The organism is Pseudomonas sp. MYb60, from assembly GCF_002979555.1.
Lineage (GTDB): Bacteria > Pseudomonadota > Gammaproteobacteria > Pseudomonadales > Pseudomonadaceae > Aquipseudomonas.
This window is the reverse complement of the sequence record NZ_PCOZ01000016.1, coordinates 50,047-64,147: the sequence shown is the minus strand read 5'-3', so window position 1 is coordinate 64,147 and position 14,101 is coordinate 50,047. Positions and strand designations below refer to the sequence as shown.

General features: G+C 57.1%; 18 protein-coding genes and 1 tRNA gene. 3 read left to right on the top strand and 16 right to left on the bottom strand.

What is annotated here, in order from left to right; translation table 11 throughout:
* The 3 genes from sctS to sctU are packed head-to-tail and all read left to right on the top strand — an operon-like array spanning window position 1 to window position 2,156.
* Window positions 1–264 (top strand): type III secretion system export apparatus subunit SctS, encoded by a 264-nt coding sequence (gene sctS / locus CQ041_RS21600; RefSeq protein WP_105524350.1) that lies wholly within the window; start codon window positions 1–3, stop codon window positions 262–264.
* Window positions 265–273: 9 nt separating this feature from the next.
* Window positions 274–1,062, top strand: coding sequence for a type III secretion system export apparatus subunit SctT (gene sctT / locus CQ041_RS21595; RefSeq protein ID WP_105524349.1), 789 nt, complete (start codon window positions 274–276; stop codon window positions 1,060–1,062).
* Window positions 1,059–2,156, top strand: a complete 1,098-nt coding sequence (sctU, locus tag CQ041_RS21590; RefSeq protein WP_105524348.1) for a type III secretion system export apparatus subunit SctU — start codon at window positions 1,059–1,061, stop codon at window positions 2,154–2,156. The genes sctT and sctU overlap by 4 nt, the downstream gene beginning before the upstream one ends.
* On the opposite strand, the gene CQ041_RS21585 is transcribed toward sctU, so the two are convergent.
* The 16 genes from CQ041_RS21585 to ispE all read right to left on the bottom strand — a co-directional run bounded on the left by CQ041_RS21585 (window position 2,157) and on the right by ispE (window position 14,074).
* On the bottom strand, window positions 2,157–2,522 hold the full coding sequence (locus CQ041_RS21585; RefSeq protein WP_105524347.1) for a transcriptional regulator: 366 nt from the start codon (window positions 2,520–2,522) through the stop codon (window positions 2,157–2,159).
* Window positions 2,519–2,722 carry an HrpT family type III secretion system protein gene (gene hrpT, locus CQ041_RS21580; protein ID WP_105524346.1) on the bottom strand — a complete coding sequence of 68 codons (204 nt, stop codon included), beginning with the start codon at window positions 2,720–2,722 and terminating at the stop codon, window positions 2,519–2,521. The genes CQ041_RS21585 and hrpT overlap by 4 nt, the downstream gene beginning before the upstream one ends.
* The gene (gene sctC / locus CQ041_RS21575; protein ID WP_105524345.1) at window positions 2,719–4,851 is read right to left on the bottom strand and encodes a type III secretion system outer membrane ring subunit SctC; all 2,133 of its coding nucleotides are present in this window, start codon (window positions 4,849–4,851) and stop codon (window positions 2,719–2,721) included. Before sctC ends, hrpT begins: the two co-directional genes overlap by 4 nt.
* Before the next feature lie 15 nt (window positions 4,852–4,866).
* A complete protein-coding gene (locus CQ041_RS26250) occupies window positions 4,867–5,286 on the bottom strand; it encodes a type III secretion protein (RefSeq protein ID WP_146116088.1) in 420 nt (139 codons plus the stop codon).
* Window positions 5,264–5,491, bottom strand: a complete 228-nt coding sequence (locus CQ041_RS21565) for a hypothetical protein (protein ID WP_105524343.1) — start codon at window positions 5,489–5,491, stop codon at window positions 5,264–5,266. The genes CQ041_RS26250 and CQ041_RS21565 overlap by 23 nt, the downstream gene beginning before the upstream one ends.
* 106 nt (window positions 5,492–5,597) lie before the next feature.
* A complete protein-coding gene (gene sctL, locus CQ041_RS21560; protein WP_105524342.1) occupies window positions 5,598–6,188 on the bottom strand; it encodes a type III secretion system stator protein SctL in 591 nt (196 codons plus the stop codon).
* Between the two features lie 10 nt (window positions 6,189–6,198).
* Complete coding sequence (locus tag CQ041_RS21555) at window positions 6,199–6,753, bottom strand: type III secretion protein (protein ID WP_105524341.1); 555 nt, start codon at window positions 6,751–6,753, stop codon at window positions 6,199–6,201.
* Window positions 6,746–7,531 (bottom strand): type III secretion system inner membrane ring lipoprotein SctJ, encoded by a 786-nt coding sequence (gene sctJ, locus CQ041_RS21550; RefSeq protein ID WP_105524340.1) that lies wholly within the window; start codon window positions 7,529–7,531, stop codon window positions 6,746–6,748. The genes CQ041_RS21555 and sctJ overlap by 8 nt, the downstream gene beginning before the upstream one ends.
* Before the next feature lie 4 nt (window positions 7,532–7,535).
* Window positions 7,536–7,895, bottom strand: a complete 360-nt coding sequence (locus CQ041_RS21545) for a hypothetical protein (RefSeq protein ID WP_105524339.1) — start codon at window positions 7,893–7,895, stop codon at window positions 7,536–7,538.
* Window positions 7,896–8,365: 470 nt separating this feature from the next.
* On the bottom strand, window positions 8,366–9,283 hold the full coding sequence (locus CQ041_RS21540) for a sigma 54-interacting transcriptional regulator (protein WP_105524338.1): 918 nt from the start codon (window positions 9,281–9,283) through the stop codon (window positions 8,366–8,368).
* Between the two features lie 278 nt (window positions 9,284–9,561).
* The gene (ychF, locus tag CQ041_RS21535; RefSeq protein WP_003171595.1) at window positions 9,562–10,662 is read right to left on the bottom strand and encodes a redox-regulated ATPase YchF; all 1,101 of its coding nucleotides are present in this window, start codon (window positions 10,660–10,662) and stop codon (window positions 9,562–9,564) included.
* A gap of 21 nt (window positions 10,663–10,683) precedes the next feature.
* Entirely contained in the window at window positions 10,684–11,268 is a 585-nt protein-coding gene (gene pth, locus CQ041_RS21530; protein ID WP_017735148.1) for an aminoacyl-tRNA hydrolase, read from the bottom strand.
* A gap of 166 nt (window positions 11,269–11,434) precedes the next feature.
* Window positions 11,435–12,034 (bottom strand): 50S ribosomal protein L25/general stress protein Ctc, encoded by a 600-nt coding sequence (locus CQ041_RS21525; protein ID WP_105524337.1) that lies wholly within the window; start codon window positions 12,032–12,034, stop codon window positions 11,435–11,437.
* Window positions 12,035–12,172: 138 nt separating this feature from the next.
* The gene (locus tag CQ041_RS21520; RefSeq protein WP_003171603.1) at window positions 12,173–13,114 is read right to left on the bottom strand and encodes a ribose-phosphate pyrophosphokinase; all 942 of its coding nucleotides are present in this window, start codon (window positions 13,112–13,114) and stop codon (window positions 12,173–12,175) included.
* Between the two features lie 45 nt (window positions 13,115–13,159).
* A tRNA-Gln gene (locus CQ041_RS21515) sits at window positions 13,160–13,234 on the bottom strand.
* A gap of 36 nt (window positions 13,235–13,270) precedes the next feature.
* Complete coding sequence (gene ispE, locus CQ041_RS21510; RefSeq protein WP_231501210.1) at window positions 13,271–14,074, bottom strand: 4-(cytidine 5'-diphospho)-2-C-methyl-D-erythritol kinase; 804 nt, start codon at window positions 14,072–14,074, stop codon at window positions 13,271–13,273.
* Between the last annotated feature and the right edge of the window lie 27 nt (window positions 14,075–14,101).

Here is a 14,101-nt window from a genome sequence, read left to right as displayed (position 1 = left end):
ATGGAACCGATTGTGCTGTTCAAGCAGGGCATGTTGCTGGTGGTTTTGCTGTCAGCGCCACCGTTGATTGTGGCGGTGGTGGTGGGGGTCATGACGTCGTTGGTGCAGGCGCTGATGCAGGTGCAGGACCAGACGCTGCCCTTCGGTATCAAGCTGGTGGCAGTGGGGATCACATTGATCCTGACGGGCCGCTGGATTGGCGTCGAGTTGATCCAGTTGATCAACCTGACCTTCGACATGATCGGCCGTTCGGCCCTGAACTGAGGCCGACCTTTGCTGCCGTATCTGGAATACCTGCCCAGTCTGATCATCGGCATGGCGCGCATCTACCCCTGCGCGTTCCTGGTGGCGGCATTCTGTTTTCAACACATCCGTGGCATGCCCCGGCACGTCATCGTGATGGTCATGGCGCTGTTGCCGGCGCCTGGGATTCATGCAGCGCTGGCTGGCCAGGAGTTGTCCACGCTGATGGTCAGCGGGCTGATCATCAAGGAGGCGATCCTGGGCGTGTTGCTGGGGGTGCTGCTGTCGATGCCGTTCTGGATGTTCGAGTCGGTGGGCGCACTGCTGGATAACCAGCGCGGTGCCCTGGCCGGTGGTCAGCTCAACCCGTCACTGGGCCCGGATGCAACGCCACTGGGGCATCTGTTCAAGCAGTTGGCGATTTACCTGCTGATGATCACCCTGGGCCTGGGCGCGTTGACCCAGGTGATCTGGGACAGCTACCTGATCTGGCCGCCCACCGTGTGGTTCCCGTTGCCTGGGCCCAACGGGCTTGGTCTGTTCCTGGGATTGCTCAGCGACACCTTCATGCACATGATGCTCTACGCCGCGCCCTTTATCGCGGTGCTGTTGCTGCTGGAATTCGGTATCGCGCTGTTGGGCGTCTACAGCCAGCAACTGCAGGTGAGTACCTTGGCACCGCCGGTCAAATGCCTGGCGGGCATCGGTATCCTGCTGCTGTACTTCGCGCTGCTGCAGGACTTGATCGTCGGCCGCATGGACCTGCTCGGCGATCTCAAGCACTCGCTGGGGCTGATGTTCAAGGGGCCGACGCCATGAGTGATTCAGGCGAAAAAAAGCACCCGGCCTCGGCCAAGAAACTGCGCGATCAACGCAAGAAAGGTCAGATTTCCCAAAGCCAGGATGTAGGCAAGTTGCTGGGCTTGACCGCCATCAGCGAGATCGCCCTGTGGAGCGCCGAGACCAGCCTGCAACGCTTTCAGCAACTGATGACACTGCCAATGTCCCGTCTGTCCCAGCCCTTTGCGCGAGCGTTGGAAGAGGTGCTGGTGGAGGGGCTGACAGTGTTTTTCTCGTTCGCCCTGCTGATGGCAGGCGTAGCGATTGCCATGAAGCTGATCAGCAGCTGGATGCAGTTCGGTTTTCTGTTTGCGCCGGAGGTGTTGAAGCTCGACTTCAACCGCCTCAACCCCATGAGTCAACTCAAGCAGATGTTTTCTGCCCAGTCGGTGATGAACCTGTTGATGAGTATCGCCAAGGCACTGCTCATCGGTTTGATTCTGTTTGTCGTGATCAAGCCATCGTTGGGCACGCTGATCAACCTCGCTACCAGTGACCTGCAAACCTATATCTCGGCCTTGATCGAACTCTTCCGGTACCTGTTGCATGCCTGCCTGGGATTGCTGCTGGTGCTGGCGCTGATCGACATGGCCATGCAAAAGCACTTCTTCGCCAAACGCATGCGCATGACCCAGGTGGAGGTCACCAAGGAGTACAAGGACATGGAGGGCGACCCCCATGTCAAAGGCCAGCGGCGCTCGTTGGCCTATCAACTGGCCAACGAAGAACCCAAGGTCAAGTTGCCCAAGCTGGAGGAGGCCGACATGCTGGTGGTCAACCCCACGCACTTTGCGGTGGCCTTGTATTACCGCCCAGGCAAGACGCCGTTGCCCCTGTTGGTGTGCAAAGGTACCGATGACGACGCGCGCGCGCTGATCCACAGGGCAAAGGTCGCCGACGTGCCCGTGATCCAGTGCGTATGGCTGGCTCGTACCCTGTACACCAAAAAGCTGGGCGCCAGTATTCCGAGGGAAACCCTGCAGGCCGTGGCGATCATCTACCGGACCCTGCGCGAACTGGATGATGAGGCCAAGCGCGAGACGCTGGAGTTGCCGGAGCTCGAACAGCGTTGATCAGCGGCTCGAAAGTGGGATTAGAGCGTCGAGGTTGGCCAGCGATAGCAGGCGGTCCAGCACGTGTTCGAGCGCATCGCGCTGTGTAGGGAGTGCATGCCAGATCACCAGGGTGCCCTCGGCATCGAGGTAGACGTAACAGCCATCGAAGATCACGGCGTGTTCGAAGCGCCGCTCCAACACCCGCTGGAGTTGTCCCGTCTGGACTGATTCCCGGGCAACCTGCAGGGCCAGCCCTGGCCGATTGCCGGCCATCAATGAGCAGGCTTGAATACCGGGGTGGAGCACCTGGCGAGCAGGAATACCGCTCACCAGGTTGTCCAGGAATGCCCCCATGCCATCGTCGGGCAGCCCATGCGGATTCATCGTTCCAGCGACACCGTTTGATAGTCCGCGCGCTCGCCGGCCGGGCCGGGCTCCACGCGCATCTGCGGTGGCCACCAGATCACCAACTTATCCGTGGACGATTGTGGGCGAGAGCAGGAGTCGCCCTTGCAGGTAGGCGTACACCCGACGACCAGCAGCGCTGCGCCCATCAGGGTGATACTCAATAGGCGATGTTTCATGGCGTGGCCTTCTTGGCAGGGGTGATCAGGGAAGGGCGGGGTGTACCGATGTGCTCATCCTTCACGACAGGGCGCATCGCGATAAACACTTCGGCCTCCTCGCCAGGCTTGAGCCACGCCCGTGGCCAGATGCTGACGGCGAGGGTCTGGGCGTTGCTGCATTCCTTTTCGTCGATACGCACATTGCGCTTGAACTGGTTGCGCACCACCACCACGGCCACGTTGTATTGCGGGCCGGCGTACCATTGGCTGCGTTCTGTATTCACCGCCAGCAAGTCGCGGGTGCTGCACAGGGTGTTCAAGCCCAGGGGCATCGGCGCCGACTTGAACGCCTTGGGGACCTCGCCGCTGACCAGGTGAGCCAGGGTGCTGGTGATGTCGCTGCGTTTGATCACCGGCTGATGCGGCTCATAGCGCCTGGCCAGTGGGGCAAGGGCGGCCTGCAGTTCAGCCTGGTCGGCCTGGGGCAGGTAGCGCGATGGGTCTGCCTGGTCGCCGATCACCCGTGGCGTCAGGATGAACAGGCGTTCACGGCGATTGCTCTTGCGTTCGGTGGAGGAAAACAGTGCCTTGCCCAGCAAGGGGATATCGCCCAGCAGAGGCACCTTATTCTGTCGGTCAGTGCTTTCGGTGACGTGGAAACCGCCGACTACCATCGAACGTTTTTCCTCCATCACCGCCTGCGTACTGACCTTGCCTCGGCGGACATCGAGGTTGCCGGGGCTGTTGTTGGAATCGTCGAAATTACCGTCCTCGATGTCGACCACCAAATGAATCTGGTGCCCACCCCGGCTGGTGATGACCCGAGGTACCACCTGGAAACTGGTGCCCACAGTAACGGGCAGGATGGTCGCGTACTCGCTGCCGGCCGTCAGGTATTGGGTGCGGTTGAAGTCGATCACGGCGGGCTGGTTTTCCAGGGTCAGCACCGAAGGGTTGGAGACCATGGTTGCCAACCCTTTGGCTTCCAGTGCCCGGATATCGGCATTGAAGCTTTCGCGCTTTTCGATCGACAACTGTGACGTGCCCGGCGACACATCGGCACCCCCGCTGAAACGGCTGTTCTGGAAGCCCCACTTGATCCCGAACTCGCGTAACTGCGTGCGCTCGATATCGAGGATGATCGCGTCGATTTCCACCAGCTTGCGCGCGACGTCGAGTTGGGTGATCAACTCGCGGTACATCGCCTGACGCTCGGGGAGGTCGTAGATCAGTACGGCGTTGTTGCGTACATCGGCTTCTACGCGTATTCGACTGTTGGATAAGGGGGCGCGTGGGACCGACGTCGAGCCCATGCCCAGCTGGCTTGTATTGCCATTCGCACCGAGCATTTGGCCCAGCAACGGGTTGCCCAGTCGGGGCACGTTCGGTGTAAGGGGTGCAGGTTGGGAGGCGGGTTGTTGGCCCAGCCCAGGGAGTTGCGAAAGGGCGCGTGGCTCCAACAGCTGCCGTAAAATACTGGCGACGCCGGGAACGTTGTATTTTTCTCCGCGGTAATCCACCTGGCGATCCGCAGCATTGGCGAACTTCAGCGGGTAGCTCAGTACGCTCTGCTTTTCATCCTGCGAACGGCGTTTGCTGCTGAACTGCTTGATCTGCTCGATGTAGCGCTTGGGGCCAGAGACCAGTACCACACCGTCCTCCGCCAATTCGCCCCAACCGAAACGGCTGTCGAGCAAGCCGATATCGGTGAGGGCCTGCTTGAGGTCGGCAATGGTATCGGAGGACACCTCAAGGCGTGCTGACTCCTGCTGATCCAGCGTGCTGACATAGAGCGTGTTGTTGTACAGGTACCACTGGAAACGGTGCTCAACGCCCAGCCTGTCCAGCATTGACTGCGGGGTGTTCGCGCGGATTTTACCGTTGACGTTGCCTTCCAGCAGGCCCTCGATTTGCAGTTGGGTGCCGAAAGTCTGGGCGAAGTCTTCAAGTACGTCGCGTAGAGGCTTGTGTTCGGCCTCATAAGCGTAGGCGGTGTTTTTCCATTCGGCGGGGATGGCCGCCAGGCTGCTGTGCAGCGGCAACAGCAGCAAGGGCAGGGCGAGCAGGCTGTGCCAGCGTGCGCGCGTCGTAACGATAACGGGCAGGCTTGAGTGCAAGCCGGAGCGCTGGTGGTTTTGGGTAGACATGGCAGGATCTCTATTTCAGTGCAGTCGCTGGCGCAACGCGACAGGTTGGAGCTTGCTGGCAGGACTCGCCTGGCGAGCGACGACACTGCGCCAGGTGTCGCGTTGGGTGAGGAGTGCTTCGACGGCGCTCAACGGTTGGTACTGACTGCAGCCCCGTGGCAGGCCTTGCACCAGCCACAGATGGCCTGTCGCGGGACACAGAGCAAGTGCACCCTTGAAATGCGCCAGGCTGGCTTCTCCGAGGCGTTGCCAGACCTGCAAGGGGTAATTTGCAAGACCAGGACGAGTCAGTTGGATACGCAGCAGCAGATGATTTTCATGGCAATGCAGATTCAGTTCGTCGTCGCTTTCACACAGTTGGGCCTGTGGTTGATGGCCATGCAAGCAATCGAGCAAGGGGTTGAGCCAGTCGCTAGCTGCTGTGTGCGAGAACATAGTTGATCGTCTCGTGTTTCAAGCTGTTCCAGGCTGAGGCCATTGATGATTTCCTGGCCATGTCGAGGGATTGCTGGGTCATCTGGCTGAACACCGCTCCCAGCTCTTCCAGGTCTTGCACGTCATTGCCGAGCTTCTTGAAGTTTATTTCGTCCTGGGCCATTTCCCGGTAGAGCCTTGGGAGTAGCCGGTCTTCACCAATCATGGGTTTTCTCCAGTAGGTCGATACCCCATGTGTGGCGGCGAATGTGTAACAGGTTCCATCGTCCGGGGTATTTGGTCGAAAAAACTGCACGCTTCGATATCAGGGGTTACTTGAGGGTGAGACTGGCGGTGGAAGGTGTCAGGTGGTCAAGGGCATCGACCCAATTGATATGAAAACCACCGTCTTCTGTCTCGAGCAACAGTGACTGGGCGCTGACTTCATGTTCGACCCGCAGTGTCCACGGCACATCGTCCAGGCAGGCGAGCCAACGCTCGACGGTTTCCCGGTCTTGGGGATGACACAGCAGGGTCGCCCTGACAGGCGGCAGTTGAGCTGCCAGCAGTTGGTTGAGTAGAGCCCTGACACGTTGAGCGGGCAGGGTCTCATCCAGCAGCCCCCTGATGGCGTTGTTGATCACCGAAGTGGCGACATGCTCCAGGCTGTCATGCATCGCCTGACGTTCCGACTCCCAGCGCTGCAGCAGGGGGGTGGCGCGTTGCCAGAATTGCTGGCCGGCAGCCTCCATTACATGCTCGCACTGGGCTTGAGCTTGTTGAAGGAGCGTGTTTGCCTGGGCTTGAGCGTACTCGATCAACTCGCTGGCCTGGGTGAAGTCGGCAAGCATCTCCCTAGGGATCAACACGGACGGCAGCTGAGTGTTAACGGTATGCAACTCGATTTTCTTGGAGCAGAACATACTGGGTATCTCACGAGGGCTGGCGCAGGGTTTCGCTTCCAATGGATGACGTTGCACGCCACAGCGCGGCTTGCCATATGGTGTCCAGGCGACCGTGGGTATTGAGTAGCCTGGGATGTGATTCCAGCTCAAGCACTCGCTGACGGGCAAAGCTCAGGCGCAACCTCTGCCAGATGGCGGGTGACACCCAGGCGCGCAGGTAATGCAGCGGGTCGTCAACATTCGCCGGGAACAGTACGTCTGTTGTCAGTGCCTTGGTCAGGCGCTGGCACCAGAGGTGCTGCTCCCGGTTCAGGCGGTTGTCGTGGCTGGGATTGTCAATTTCCTTGACCAACAAAAGGGCGAGGTCTTGTTGTGGCGCACTACAGGTCAGCACCCATTGCACTATAGGGTCGCAAGGGCGGGAAGGAAGCTCGGGCTCGATTTCGAACAAAAGGCTCACCCGGTGATGATGAGTGCGTGAAAGCATCGCTGTTTCCACAAAGCCGCTGTGCATGTACCAATCGTGGTGCGCGTCTTTCCATGGAAAAAACCACCATTGAACCCACATGAGATCTTTATTCATGCGGGGAAACGATTGCAGGCTTTGTCGGCTGAATGTGCGTGTCTCGTCGGCGCCAGACTAACCAGGCAATGCCTCCCAGCATTAAGACGACAAAGGGTGCCAGGATACTGTTACGCCAGAATACGAGGTCCTGCTCCGGAACCAGAAAGGGCCCGAGATAGGTCAGTTGCTGCTTTTCTTGATAGGTGGTGGCCGGTACGAAGACGACGGTCAGTTTTTGCGTGTTTTCTATCGCTGACGCCATACCGGGAATACTGCTTGCAACCATCCTTCGCACACGTGGTTGAATGTTGTCAGGTTCCAGTCGCGGATCATGCTTTATGAACACTGAAGCGGACGCCGGTTGTACCGGTTCTCCGGGCGCGACTCGTTCGGGCAGGACAACATGTACCCGAGCAACAATCACGCCATCGATATTCGACAGCGTGGCTTCCAGTTCTTGGGACAATGCATAGATATAGCGTGCCCGTTCTTCCAGCGGGGTTGAAATTACACCCTCCTTGCGAAAGATGTCTCCCAAGGTGGAGCGACCGGCTTTGGGTAGCCCGACAGCCTCCAGCGTGCGAACCGCTCGGCTGATGTCGTTTGTCCGAACGCGCACTACCACACCGTCTTTCGCCGGGATCTTCTGGGCGCGGATCTGCTTGTCGGCCAACTCGGCAATGACCTCGTTGGCTTCCTGCTCTGAGAGCTTGCGATGGAGTTCTACATTATCGCCGCATCCGGCGAGCATCACTGTCGAAAAACACAAGACCGCGAAGTAAAGATAGCGATGCATGTGGCTATCCCAGGTTCGAAACTTTATCGATGCCCTTCACCAGCATGCCAAGCACCTTGACTCGACTCACTACTTCAAAGTTCGCGAGGGCCAATGTTTGTGGCAGTGCGTTGGACTCCTTGGTCGACTTGTTCCGCAGCCTGTCATCTATGCCTCTTCTCACTCTTCTGAACGACGACTCAGGAACGCCCAGGTTGAAGCTGTTGTCAGCTGTCGAAGGGGAGGTTTTTTTGTAGTTCTCTGCGGTGAGATTGAGTTGCGCGCTGAAAAAATTGCTATCGGTCGTATCGTTGAACGCAGCGGGAGATTCAACATCTTCTGCGTTTGACCTTTTTTTCAAGAGTTCTGCATGGGTGATGTACATAGGGAGCTCCCTTGAACCTGACGATAGCAGCACTGGGGATGACAATAGCACCCCCCCAGCACAAGCTGGGGAGGTCAGTATCGATTAAGAGGGATACCGTACTTTGCCGGCTGTTGTTTGTTTCGAGGTATTGCTGTCGATTAGTTGGTTTGTTTTCGCGTCCTGAACGCCCTCAACTAATTTTTGCATAGCAATTTTTTCGTTTTCTTGCCTGGCCCATGCTGCCACAGCGTCTGCCGAACCTGTACCTGATGGAATCATAACGTCACCTTTAAATAGATAAGCGGGTGTTCACAGCCGTTTATTCTGCGACTGCGATGTTTTGATCAGTCGTAACTGCTCGTATCCTAAGTGGCTTAAAGGTTGAGATTCGTTCCAGCCCTAAACAATGTATATGTATGTAGATGTTTCGGGGGTGTTTAAAGTCTCAGGTAACGGCTTCGAATAAATTTACAGTGCTATAGTTGATTTCAACGAAGTAATATTTCCAGCTGATTAATTCGATAGTAAAGCGTGCGGCGGGCCAGTCCGAGATCTGTCGCTGCACTGTCGACGCTATATTCATGACGCTGCAGCGACTCTTCGATCAATGCTTTTTCAATCTGTTGCAGGCGCGCCTTCAAATTCATCTCGGTGTACGGTGCAAGGCTGGTAGTGAGCGGGGTCAGGCCCAAAATGTAGCGTTTGGCAGATGAGCGAAGCTCGCGAACATTACCCAGCCATCGGTGGCAGAGCAGTTGCTGCAGCAATGAGCCTGCGGGCGGCTGTACGGGTAGCTTGAAGGCCTCCGCTTCCTGTCTGATCATATTCAGGAACAGCGGAATGATGAGCTCGCGTCGATCCCGCAGAGGAGGAAGCCGGATATTGACGACATTGAGTCGGAAGTAAAGGTCTCGTCTGAACGTACCCTCTTCGACCATCTTGTCGAGTGAATGCTGTGCCGATGCGATAACACGCATGTCGACCGGGATGAATCGGGTTGAACCTAATCGTTCTACACCTCGGGACTCCAGTGCCCGGAGCAGCTTGGCTTGCAGGACAAGTGGCATGCTGTCGATTTCATCAAGGTAAAGGGTGCCCAAGTGTGCCGCTTCGATAAATCCGGCGCGGGACTGTACGGCGCCAGTGAACGCACCGCTGTTTACACCGAACAACTGGCTTTCTGCGAGGCTCTCTGGGATAGCGGCGCAGTTCACTGCGACAAAGTTTCCACGTCGACCAGACAATCGGTGGAACCGCTCTGCCAGTGTGTCTTTCCCAGTACCGGTTTCTCCGAGCAACAGGACGTCAACATCGAGTGTGGCGGTAGCGTTGAGTGTGCTTTCAACGTCGAGATCCTCAATGAAAAATAGGTCAGCTCTGATGGGTTGATGGCACACGTCCGTCATAAGTATTGCTGCTCGACTATTGCGGGATAAGCGCTTTTGGTGCGGATCAGTAGAGTGAGATTTTTGGGCTTGTCCTCGTGATTGTAAGTAAGGCATGGGGCAAGATGATGTAGGAGAATTTGCTGAGAAACAGCGTTTTTTCAATCCTGTTGTTATTCAGCTAAGTATTCCTGTTTTGATGTAGGCATGGGCTTAATGTTTGGTTTGAACGTAGCGTTAAAAGTGAGCAGGCACAAAAAAGCCGATGCAGGGCATCGGCTTTTTAGCAACTCTAGCGGTTACACGTTAAAACGGAAGTGCATCACATCACCGTCTTTCACGATGTATTCCTTGCCTTCCAAACGCCACTTGCCTGCCTCTTTCGCACCGGCTTCACCCTTGAACTGGATGAAATCGTTATAGGCGATCACTTCTGCACGGATAAAGCCTTTTTCGAAGTCGGTGTGGATCACGCCGGCGGCCTGTGGCGCGGTGGCGCCGACCTTGACGGTCCAGGCGCGAACTTCTTCGACACCGGCGGTGAAGTAGGTCTGCAGGTTGAGCATTTCGTAGCCGGCGCGGATCACGCGGTTCAGGCCAGGCTCTTCCAGGCCCAGGGCCTCGAGGAACATGTCTTTCTCTTCGCCGTCATCGAGCTCGGCAATTTCCGCTTCGATCTTGTTGCACACCGGTACCACGATCGCGCCTTCTTCGTCGGCGATGGCCTTGACCACGTCCAGCAGCGGGTTGTTTTCGAAGCCGTCTTCAGCAACGTTGGCGATGTACATCACCGGCTTGGTGGTCAGCAGGTGGAAGCCCTTGATCACGGCCTTCTCGTCAGCGCCCATGTTCTTCATCAGGCTGCGTGCCGGCTTGCCTTCGGTGAAGTGTGCGATCAACTGCTCCAGCAGGCCTTTCTGGACCACTGCGTCCTTGTCACCGCCCTTGGCGTTGCGTGCGACTTTCTGCAGTTGCTTTTCGCAGCTGTCGAGGTCGGCGAAGATCAGTTCCAGGTCGATGATCTCAATGTCGCGTTTCGGGTCAACGCTGTTGGAGACGTGAATCACGTTCTCGTCTTCAAAGCAGCGGACCACGTGGGCGATGGCATCGGTTTCGCGGATGTTGGCCAGGAACTTGTTGCCCAGGCCTTCACCTTTCGACGCGCCGGCGACTAGGCCCGCGATGTCGACGAATTCCATGGTGGTTGGCAGGATGCGCTTGGGATTGACGATGGCCGCCAGGGCGTCCAGGCGTGGATCCGGCATCGGCACGATACCGCTGTTGGGTTCGATGGTGCAGAAGGGGAAGTTCTCCGCCGCAATACCGGACTTGGTCAGGGCGTTGAACAGGGTGGATTTGCCGACGTTGGGCAGGCCGACGATGCCGCAATTGAATCCCATGGTGTTTCCCCTCGGTAAGAGTCAGGCCTTCTGGCTGTGCAGGTTTTTCATCGCGCGGTTCCATTCACCGGCGAAGATATCCGGCAGCACGCCGAGGGCAAAGTCGATGCTGGCATCGAGTTTTTCCTGTTCGGCGCGTGGCGCACGACCCAGGACGAAATTTGAAACCATACTGGCAACGCCTGGGTGGCCAATGCCGAGCCGCAGACGGTAGAAATTATTCTGATTGCCCAACTGCGCGATGATGTCGCGCAGGCCATTGTGCCCGCCATGCCCGCCGCCGAGCTTGAGCTTGGCTACGCCGGGTGGCAGGTCCAGTTCGTCATGGGCCACCAGGATTTCCTCGGGTTTGATCCGGAAGAAATTCGCAAGCGCCGCGACGGCCTGGCCGCTGCGGTTCATGTAGGTGGTGGGAATCAGCAGACGAACATCCTGACCCTGATGCGAGAAGCGCCCGGTCAGGCCGAAATATTTGCGATCGGCCACAAGGTTCACACCTTGCGCGTGGGCGATGCGCTCAACAAAAAGGGCCCCCGCGTTATGCCGGGTCTGTTCGTATTCGGCGCCTGGATTTCCCAGGCCAACGATCAGTTTAATGGCAGTCACGACAGGGGCCCTTCCTTTGGAGTTGTGGATAACATCGCCGACAAGCGTGCGGCGAAAGTGGACGACTCTACATCATTTACTCAAGAGTAAACGCCGCGTTATCGCCCGCTTTCTCGCTACGTTCCGGTCCGCGATGTTTCCTCAAGCTCCGGCAATACAGAGTGAATTACTCTGCAGCGCCTTCTTCAGCTTCTGGAGCAACGCGTGGAGCGTGTACGTTTGCAACAGCTTTGTCGTCACCGTGAGCCAGTGCAACGAACTCAACGCCTTTAGGCGCTTTGAGGTCGGACAGGTGAACGATCGCGCCGATTTCCAGAGCCGACAGGTCGACTTCGATGAACTCAGGCAGATCTTTCGGCAGGCAAGATACTTCGATTTCGTTCAGGACGTGCGAGATCTCGCCGCCTTTCTTGACCGGAGCTTCTTCACCAACAAAGTGCACAGGCACGATAGCGGTCAGTTTCTGGCCAGCTACGACGCGGACGAAGTCAGCGTGCAGTACGTGACCCTTGGACGGGTGACGTTGCAGAGCCTTGATGATTACGTTCTGCTTCTTGCCGCCAACGTTCAGTTCGATAACGTGGCTGTAGGCAGCATCGTTTTCGAGCAGTTTGGCAACTTCTTTAGCCAGCATGCTGATGGATTCAGGGGCTTTGTCGCCACCGTAAACTACAGCTGGAACCAGGCTTGCGAGACGACGCAGGCGGCGGCTCGCACCTTTCCCCAGGTCGGAACGCACTTCAGCATTCAGAGTAAAATCGTTCATGTTGTATCTCCAAAATAACCACATTCGCCCCAGCGTTTGCGACCAGCGCTAAAGGCGATATGGGCAAAAAAGCCCCGCCCCAACAGAATGCTGGGGCGGGGCGCTTTTCGTCAGTGAGGTGTTCCGAAGGTTTGACCCTTAACGGAACATCGCGCTGATCGATTCTTCATTGCTGATGCGGCGGACCGCTTCGGCAACGACCGGTGCGATATCCAGTTGACGGATACGCGCACAGGCTTGAGCAGCGGCGGACAACGGGATGGTGTTGGTCACCACCAGTTCGTCCAGCACGGAATTCTCGATGTTCTCGATCGCTCGGCCCGACAGCACAGGGTGTGTGCAGTAGGCGAAGACTTTAGCCGCACCGTGCTCTTTCAAGGCTTTTGCCGCGTGGCACAGGGTGCCGGCGGTGTCGACCATGTCATCAACCAGAATACAGGTACGCCCTTCGACATCACCGATGATATGCATCACTTCAGAGTGATTGGCTTTCTCACGGCGTTTGTCGATGATCCCGAGGTCCACGCCCAGGGATTTGGCAACAGCCCGTGCACGCACGACGCCACCAATGTCCGGGGACACGATCATCAGGTTTTCAAAGCGCTGGTCTTCGATGTCATCCACCAATACGGGGGAGCCGTAGATGTTATCTACCGGAATATCGAAGAACCCCTGGATTTGGTCAGCGTGCAGGTCAACCGTGAGAACACGGTCGATGCCTACCACGGTGAGCATGTCAGCAACGACTTTCGCGCTGATAGCCACACGTGCGGAACGCGGACGGCGATCCTGACGGGCATAACCAAAGTAAGGGATTACAGCTGTGATTCGAGTCGCTGAGGAGCGGCGGAAGGCATCAGCCATCACGACGAGTTCCATCAGGTTATCGTTGGTCGGAGCGCAGGTCGGCTGAATAATGAAGACGTCTTTACCGCGGACGTTTTCATTGATCTCGGCTGTAATTTCGCCGTCGGAGAATTTACCGACAGAGATGTCACCGAGAGGGATATGCAGCTGACGTACGACACGCCGAGCCAGATCGGGGTTAGCATTCCCCGTAAAGACCATCATCTTGGACACGCGCAGTACCTAGAGGCTGAGGGTAACCTGGATGAGTATAGAAAATGGCAGGGGCGGCTGGATTCGAACCAACGCATGGCAGGATCAAAACCTGCTGCCTTACCGCTTGGCGACGCCCCTGTATCTGTTGCAACGAGTGCCTAACACTCGGTTCCTTTAGAGCAGACTTTGCAGCTTGCGATGCAACATCGAAACGTTGCTTCCCTTTGCTACAAACCCTGTAAGGGTCTCTGTAAGAAGGGCCGAGACTTTATCAGCTTCAGCTTTGCTTGGGAAGCCCCCAAACACACAACTTCCAGTTCCGGTTAATTTTGCTTCGGTAAATTTACCTAACAAATTCAAAGCGTTACGTACCTCTGGATAACGCCTTGCTACAACCGGTAAGCAGTCATTTCGACTGTTTCCCTTGGGAACGGGGCGCACTTTAATGGGAGAAGAGTTACGTGTCAACAACGGATCTGAAAAAATTTCTGCTGTACTTACAGATACTTGCGGGACAAGCACGACATACCACGGCTCTTCGGGCTCTACAGGGGTCAGTTTCTCGCCGACACCCTCAGCAAATGCGGCGTGTCCGCGCACGAAAACCGGGACATCGGCGCCCAGCGTCAGGCCCAGCGCCGCCAGGCGATCAGCGTCCCAGCCCAGCTGCCACAAGTGATTGAGACCCAGCAAGGTGGTCGCGGCATTCGAGCTGCCGCCGCCGATACCACCGCCCATGGGCAGGATTTTATCGATCCAGATGTCGATGCCCTGCGAACAGCCGGATTGTTCCTGAAGTTTTTTCGCGGCCCTCACGATCAGATTGCTGTCGTGGGGTACGCCTTCGAATTCGGTGTGCAGTTGGATCACGCCATCGTCGCGCACGGCGAACGTGAGTTCATCGCCGTAATCGAGAAATTGAAACAGTGTCTGCAGTTCGTGGTAGCCGTCTTCACGGCGCCCCAGGATGTGCAGCATCAGATTGAGCTTGGCGGGGGAGGGCAG

What these genes read in the sequence shown, in the direction of transcription:
- sctL (WP_105524342.1), bottom strand. Translation starts at nt 6,188, where the DNA reads ATGTTCTGCTCCAAGAAAATCGAGTTGCATACCGTTAACACTCAGCTG.
- ychF (WP_003171595.1), bottom strand. Translation starts at nt 10,662, where the DNA reads ATGGGATTCAATTGCGGCATCGTCGGCCTGCCCAACGTCGGCAAATCC.
- ispE (WP_231501210.1), bottom strand. Translation starts at nt 14,074, where the DNA reads ATGCTGCACATCCTGGGGCGCCGTGAAGACGGCTACCACGAACTGCAG.
- sctU (WP_105524348.1), top strand. Translation starts at nt 1,059, where the DNA reads ATGAGTGATTCAGGCGAAAAAAAGCACCCGGCCTCGGCCAAGAAACTG.
- CQ041_RS21540 (WP_105524338.1), bottom strand. Translation starts at nt 9,283, where the DNA reads ATGACGGACGTGTGCCATCAACCCATCAGAGCTGACCTATTTTTCATT.
- CQ041_RS26250 (WP_146116088.1), bottom strand. Translation starts at nt 5,286, where the DNA reads ATGTTCTCGCACACAGCAGCTAGCGACTGGCTCAACCCCTTGCTCGAT.
- sctC (WP_105524345.1), bottom strand. Translation starts at nt 4,851, where the DNA reads ATGTCTACCCAAAACCACCAGCGCTCCGGCTTGCACTCAAGCCTGCCC.
- CQ041_RS21545 (WP_105524339.1), bottom strand. Translation starts at nt 7,895, where the DNA reads ATGTACATCACCCATGCAGAACTCTTGAAAAAAAGGTCAAACGCAGAA.
- hrpT (WP_105524346.1), bottom strand. Translation starts at nt 2,722, where the DNA reads ATGAAACATCGCCTATTGAGTATCACCCTGATGGGCGCAGCGCTGCTG.
- CQ041_RS21525 (WP_105524337.1), bottom strand. Translation starts at nt 12,034, where the DNA reads ATGAACGATTTTACTCTGAATGCTGAAGTGCGTTCCGACCTGGGGAAA.
- sctJ (WP_105524340.1), bottom strand. Translation starts at nt 7,531, where the DNA reads ATGCATCGCTATCTTTACTTCGCGGTCTTGTGTTTTTCGACAGTGATG.
- sctS (WP_105524350.1), top strand. Translation starts at nt 1, where the DNA reads ATGGAACCGATTGTGCTGTTCAAGCAGGGCATGTTGCTGGTGGTTTTG.
- CQ041_RS21585 (WP_105524347.1), bottom strand. Translation starts at nt 2,522, where the DNA reads ATGAATCCGCATGGGCTGCCCGACGATGGCATGGGGGCATTCCTGGAC.
- CQ041_RS21565 (WP_105524343.1), bottom strand. Translation starts at nt 5,491, where the DNA reads ATGATTGGTGAAGACCGGCTACTCCCAAGGCTCTACCGGGAAATGGCC.
- CQ041_RS21555 (WP_105524341.1), bottom strand. Translation starts at nt 6,753, where the DNA reads ATGAATAAAGATCTCATGTGGGTTCAATGGTGGTTTTTTCCATGGAAA.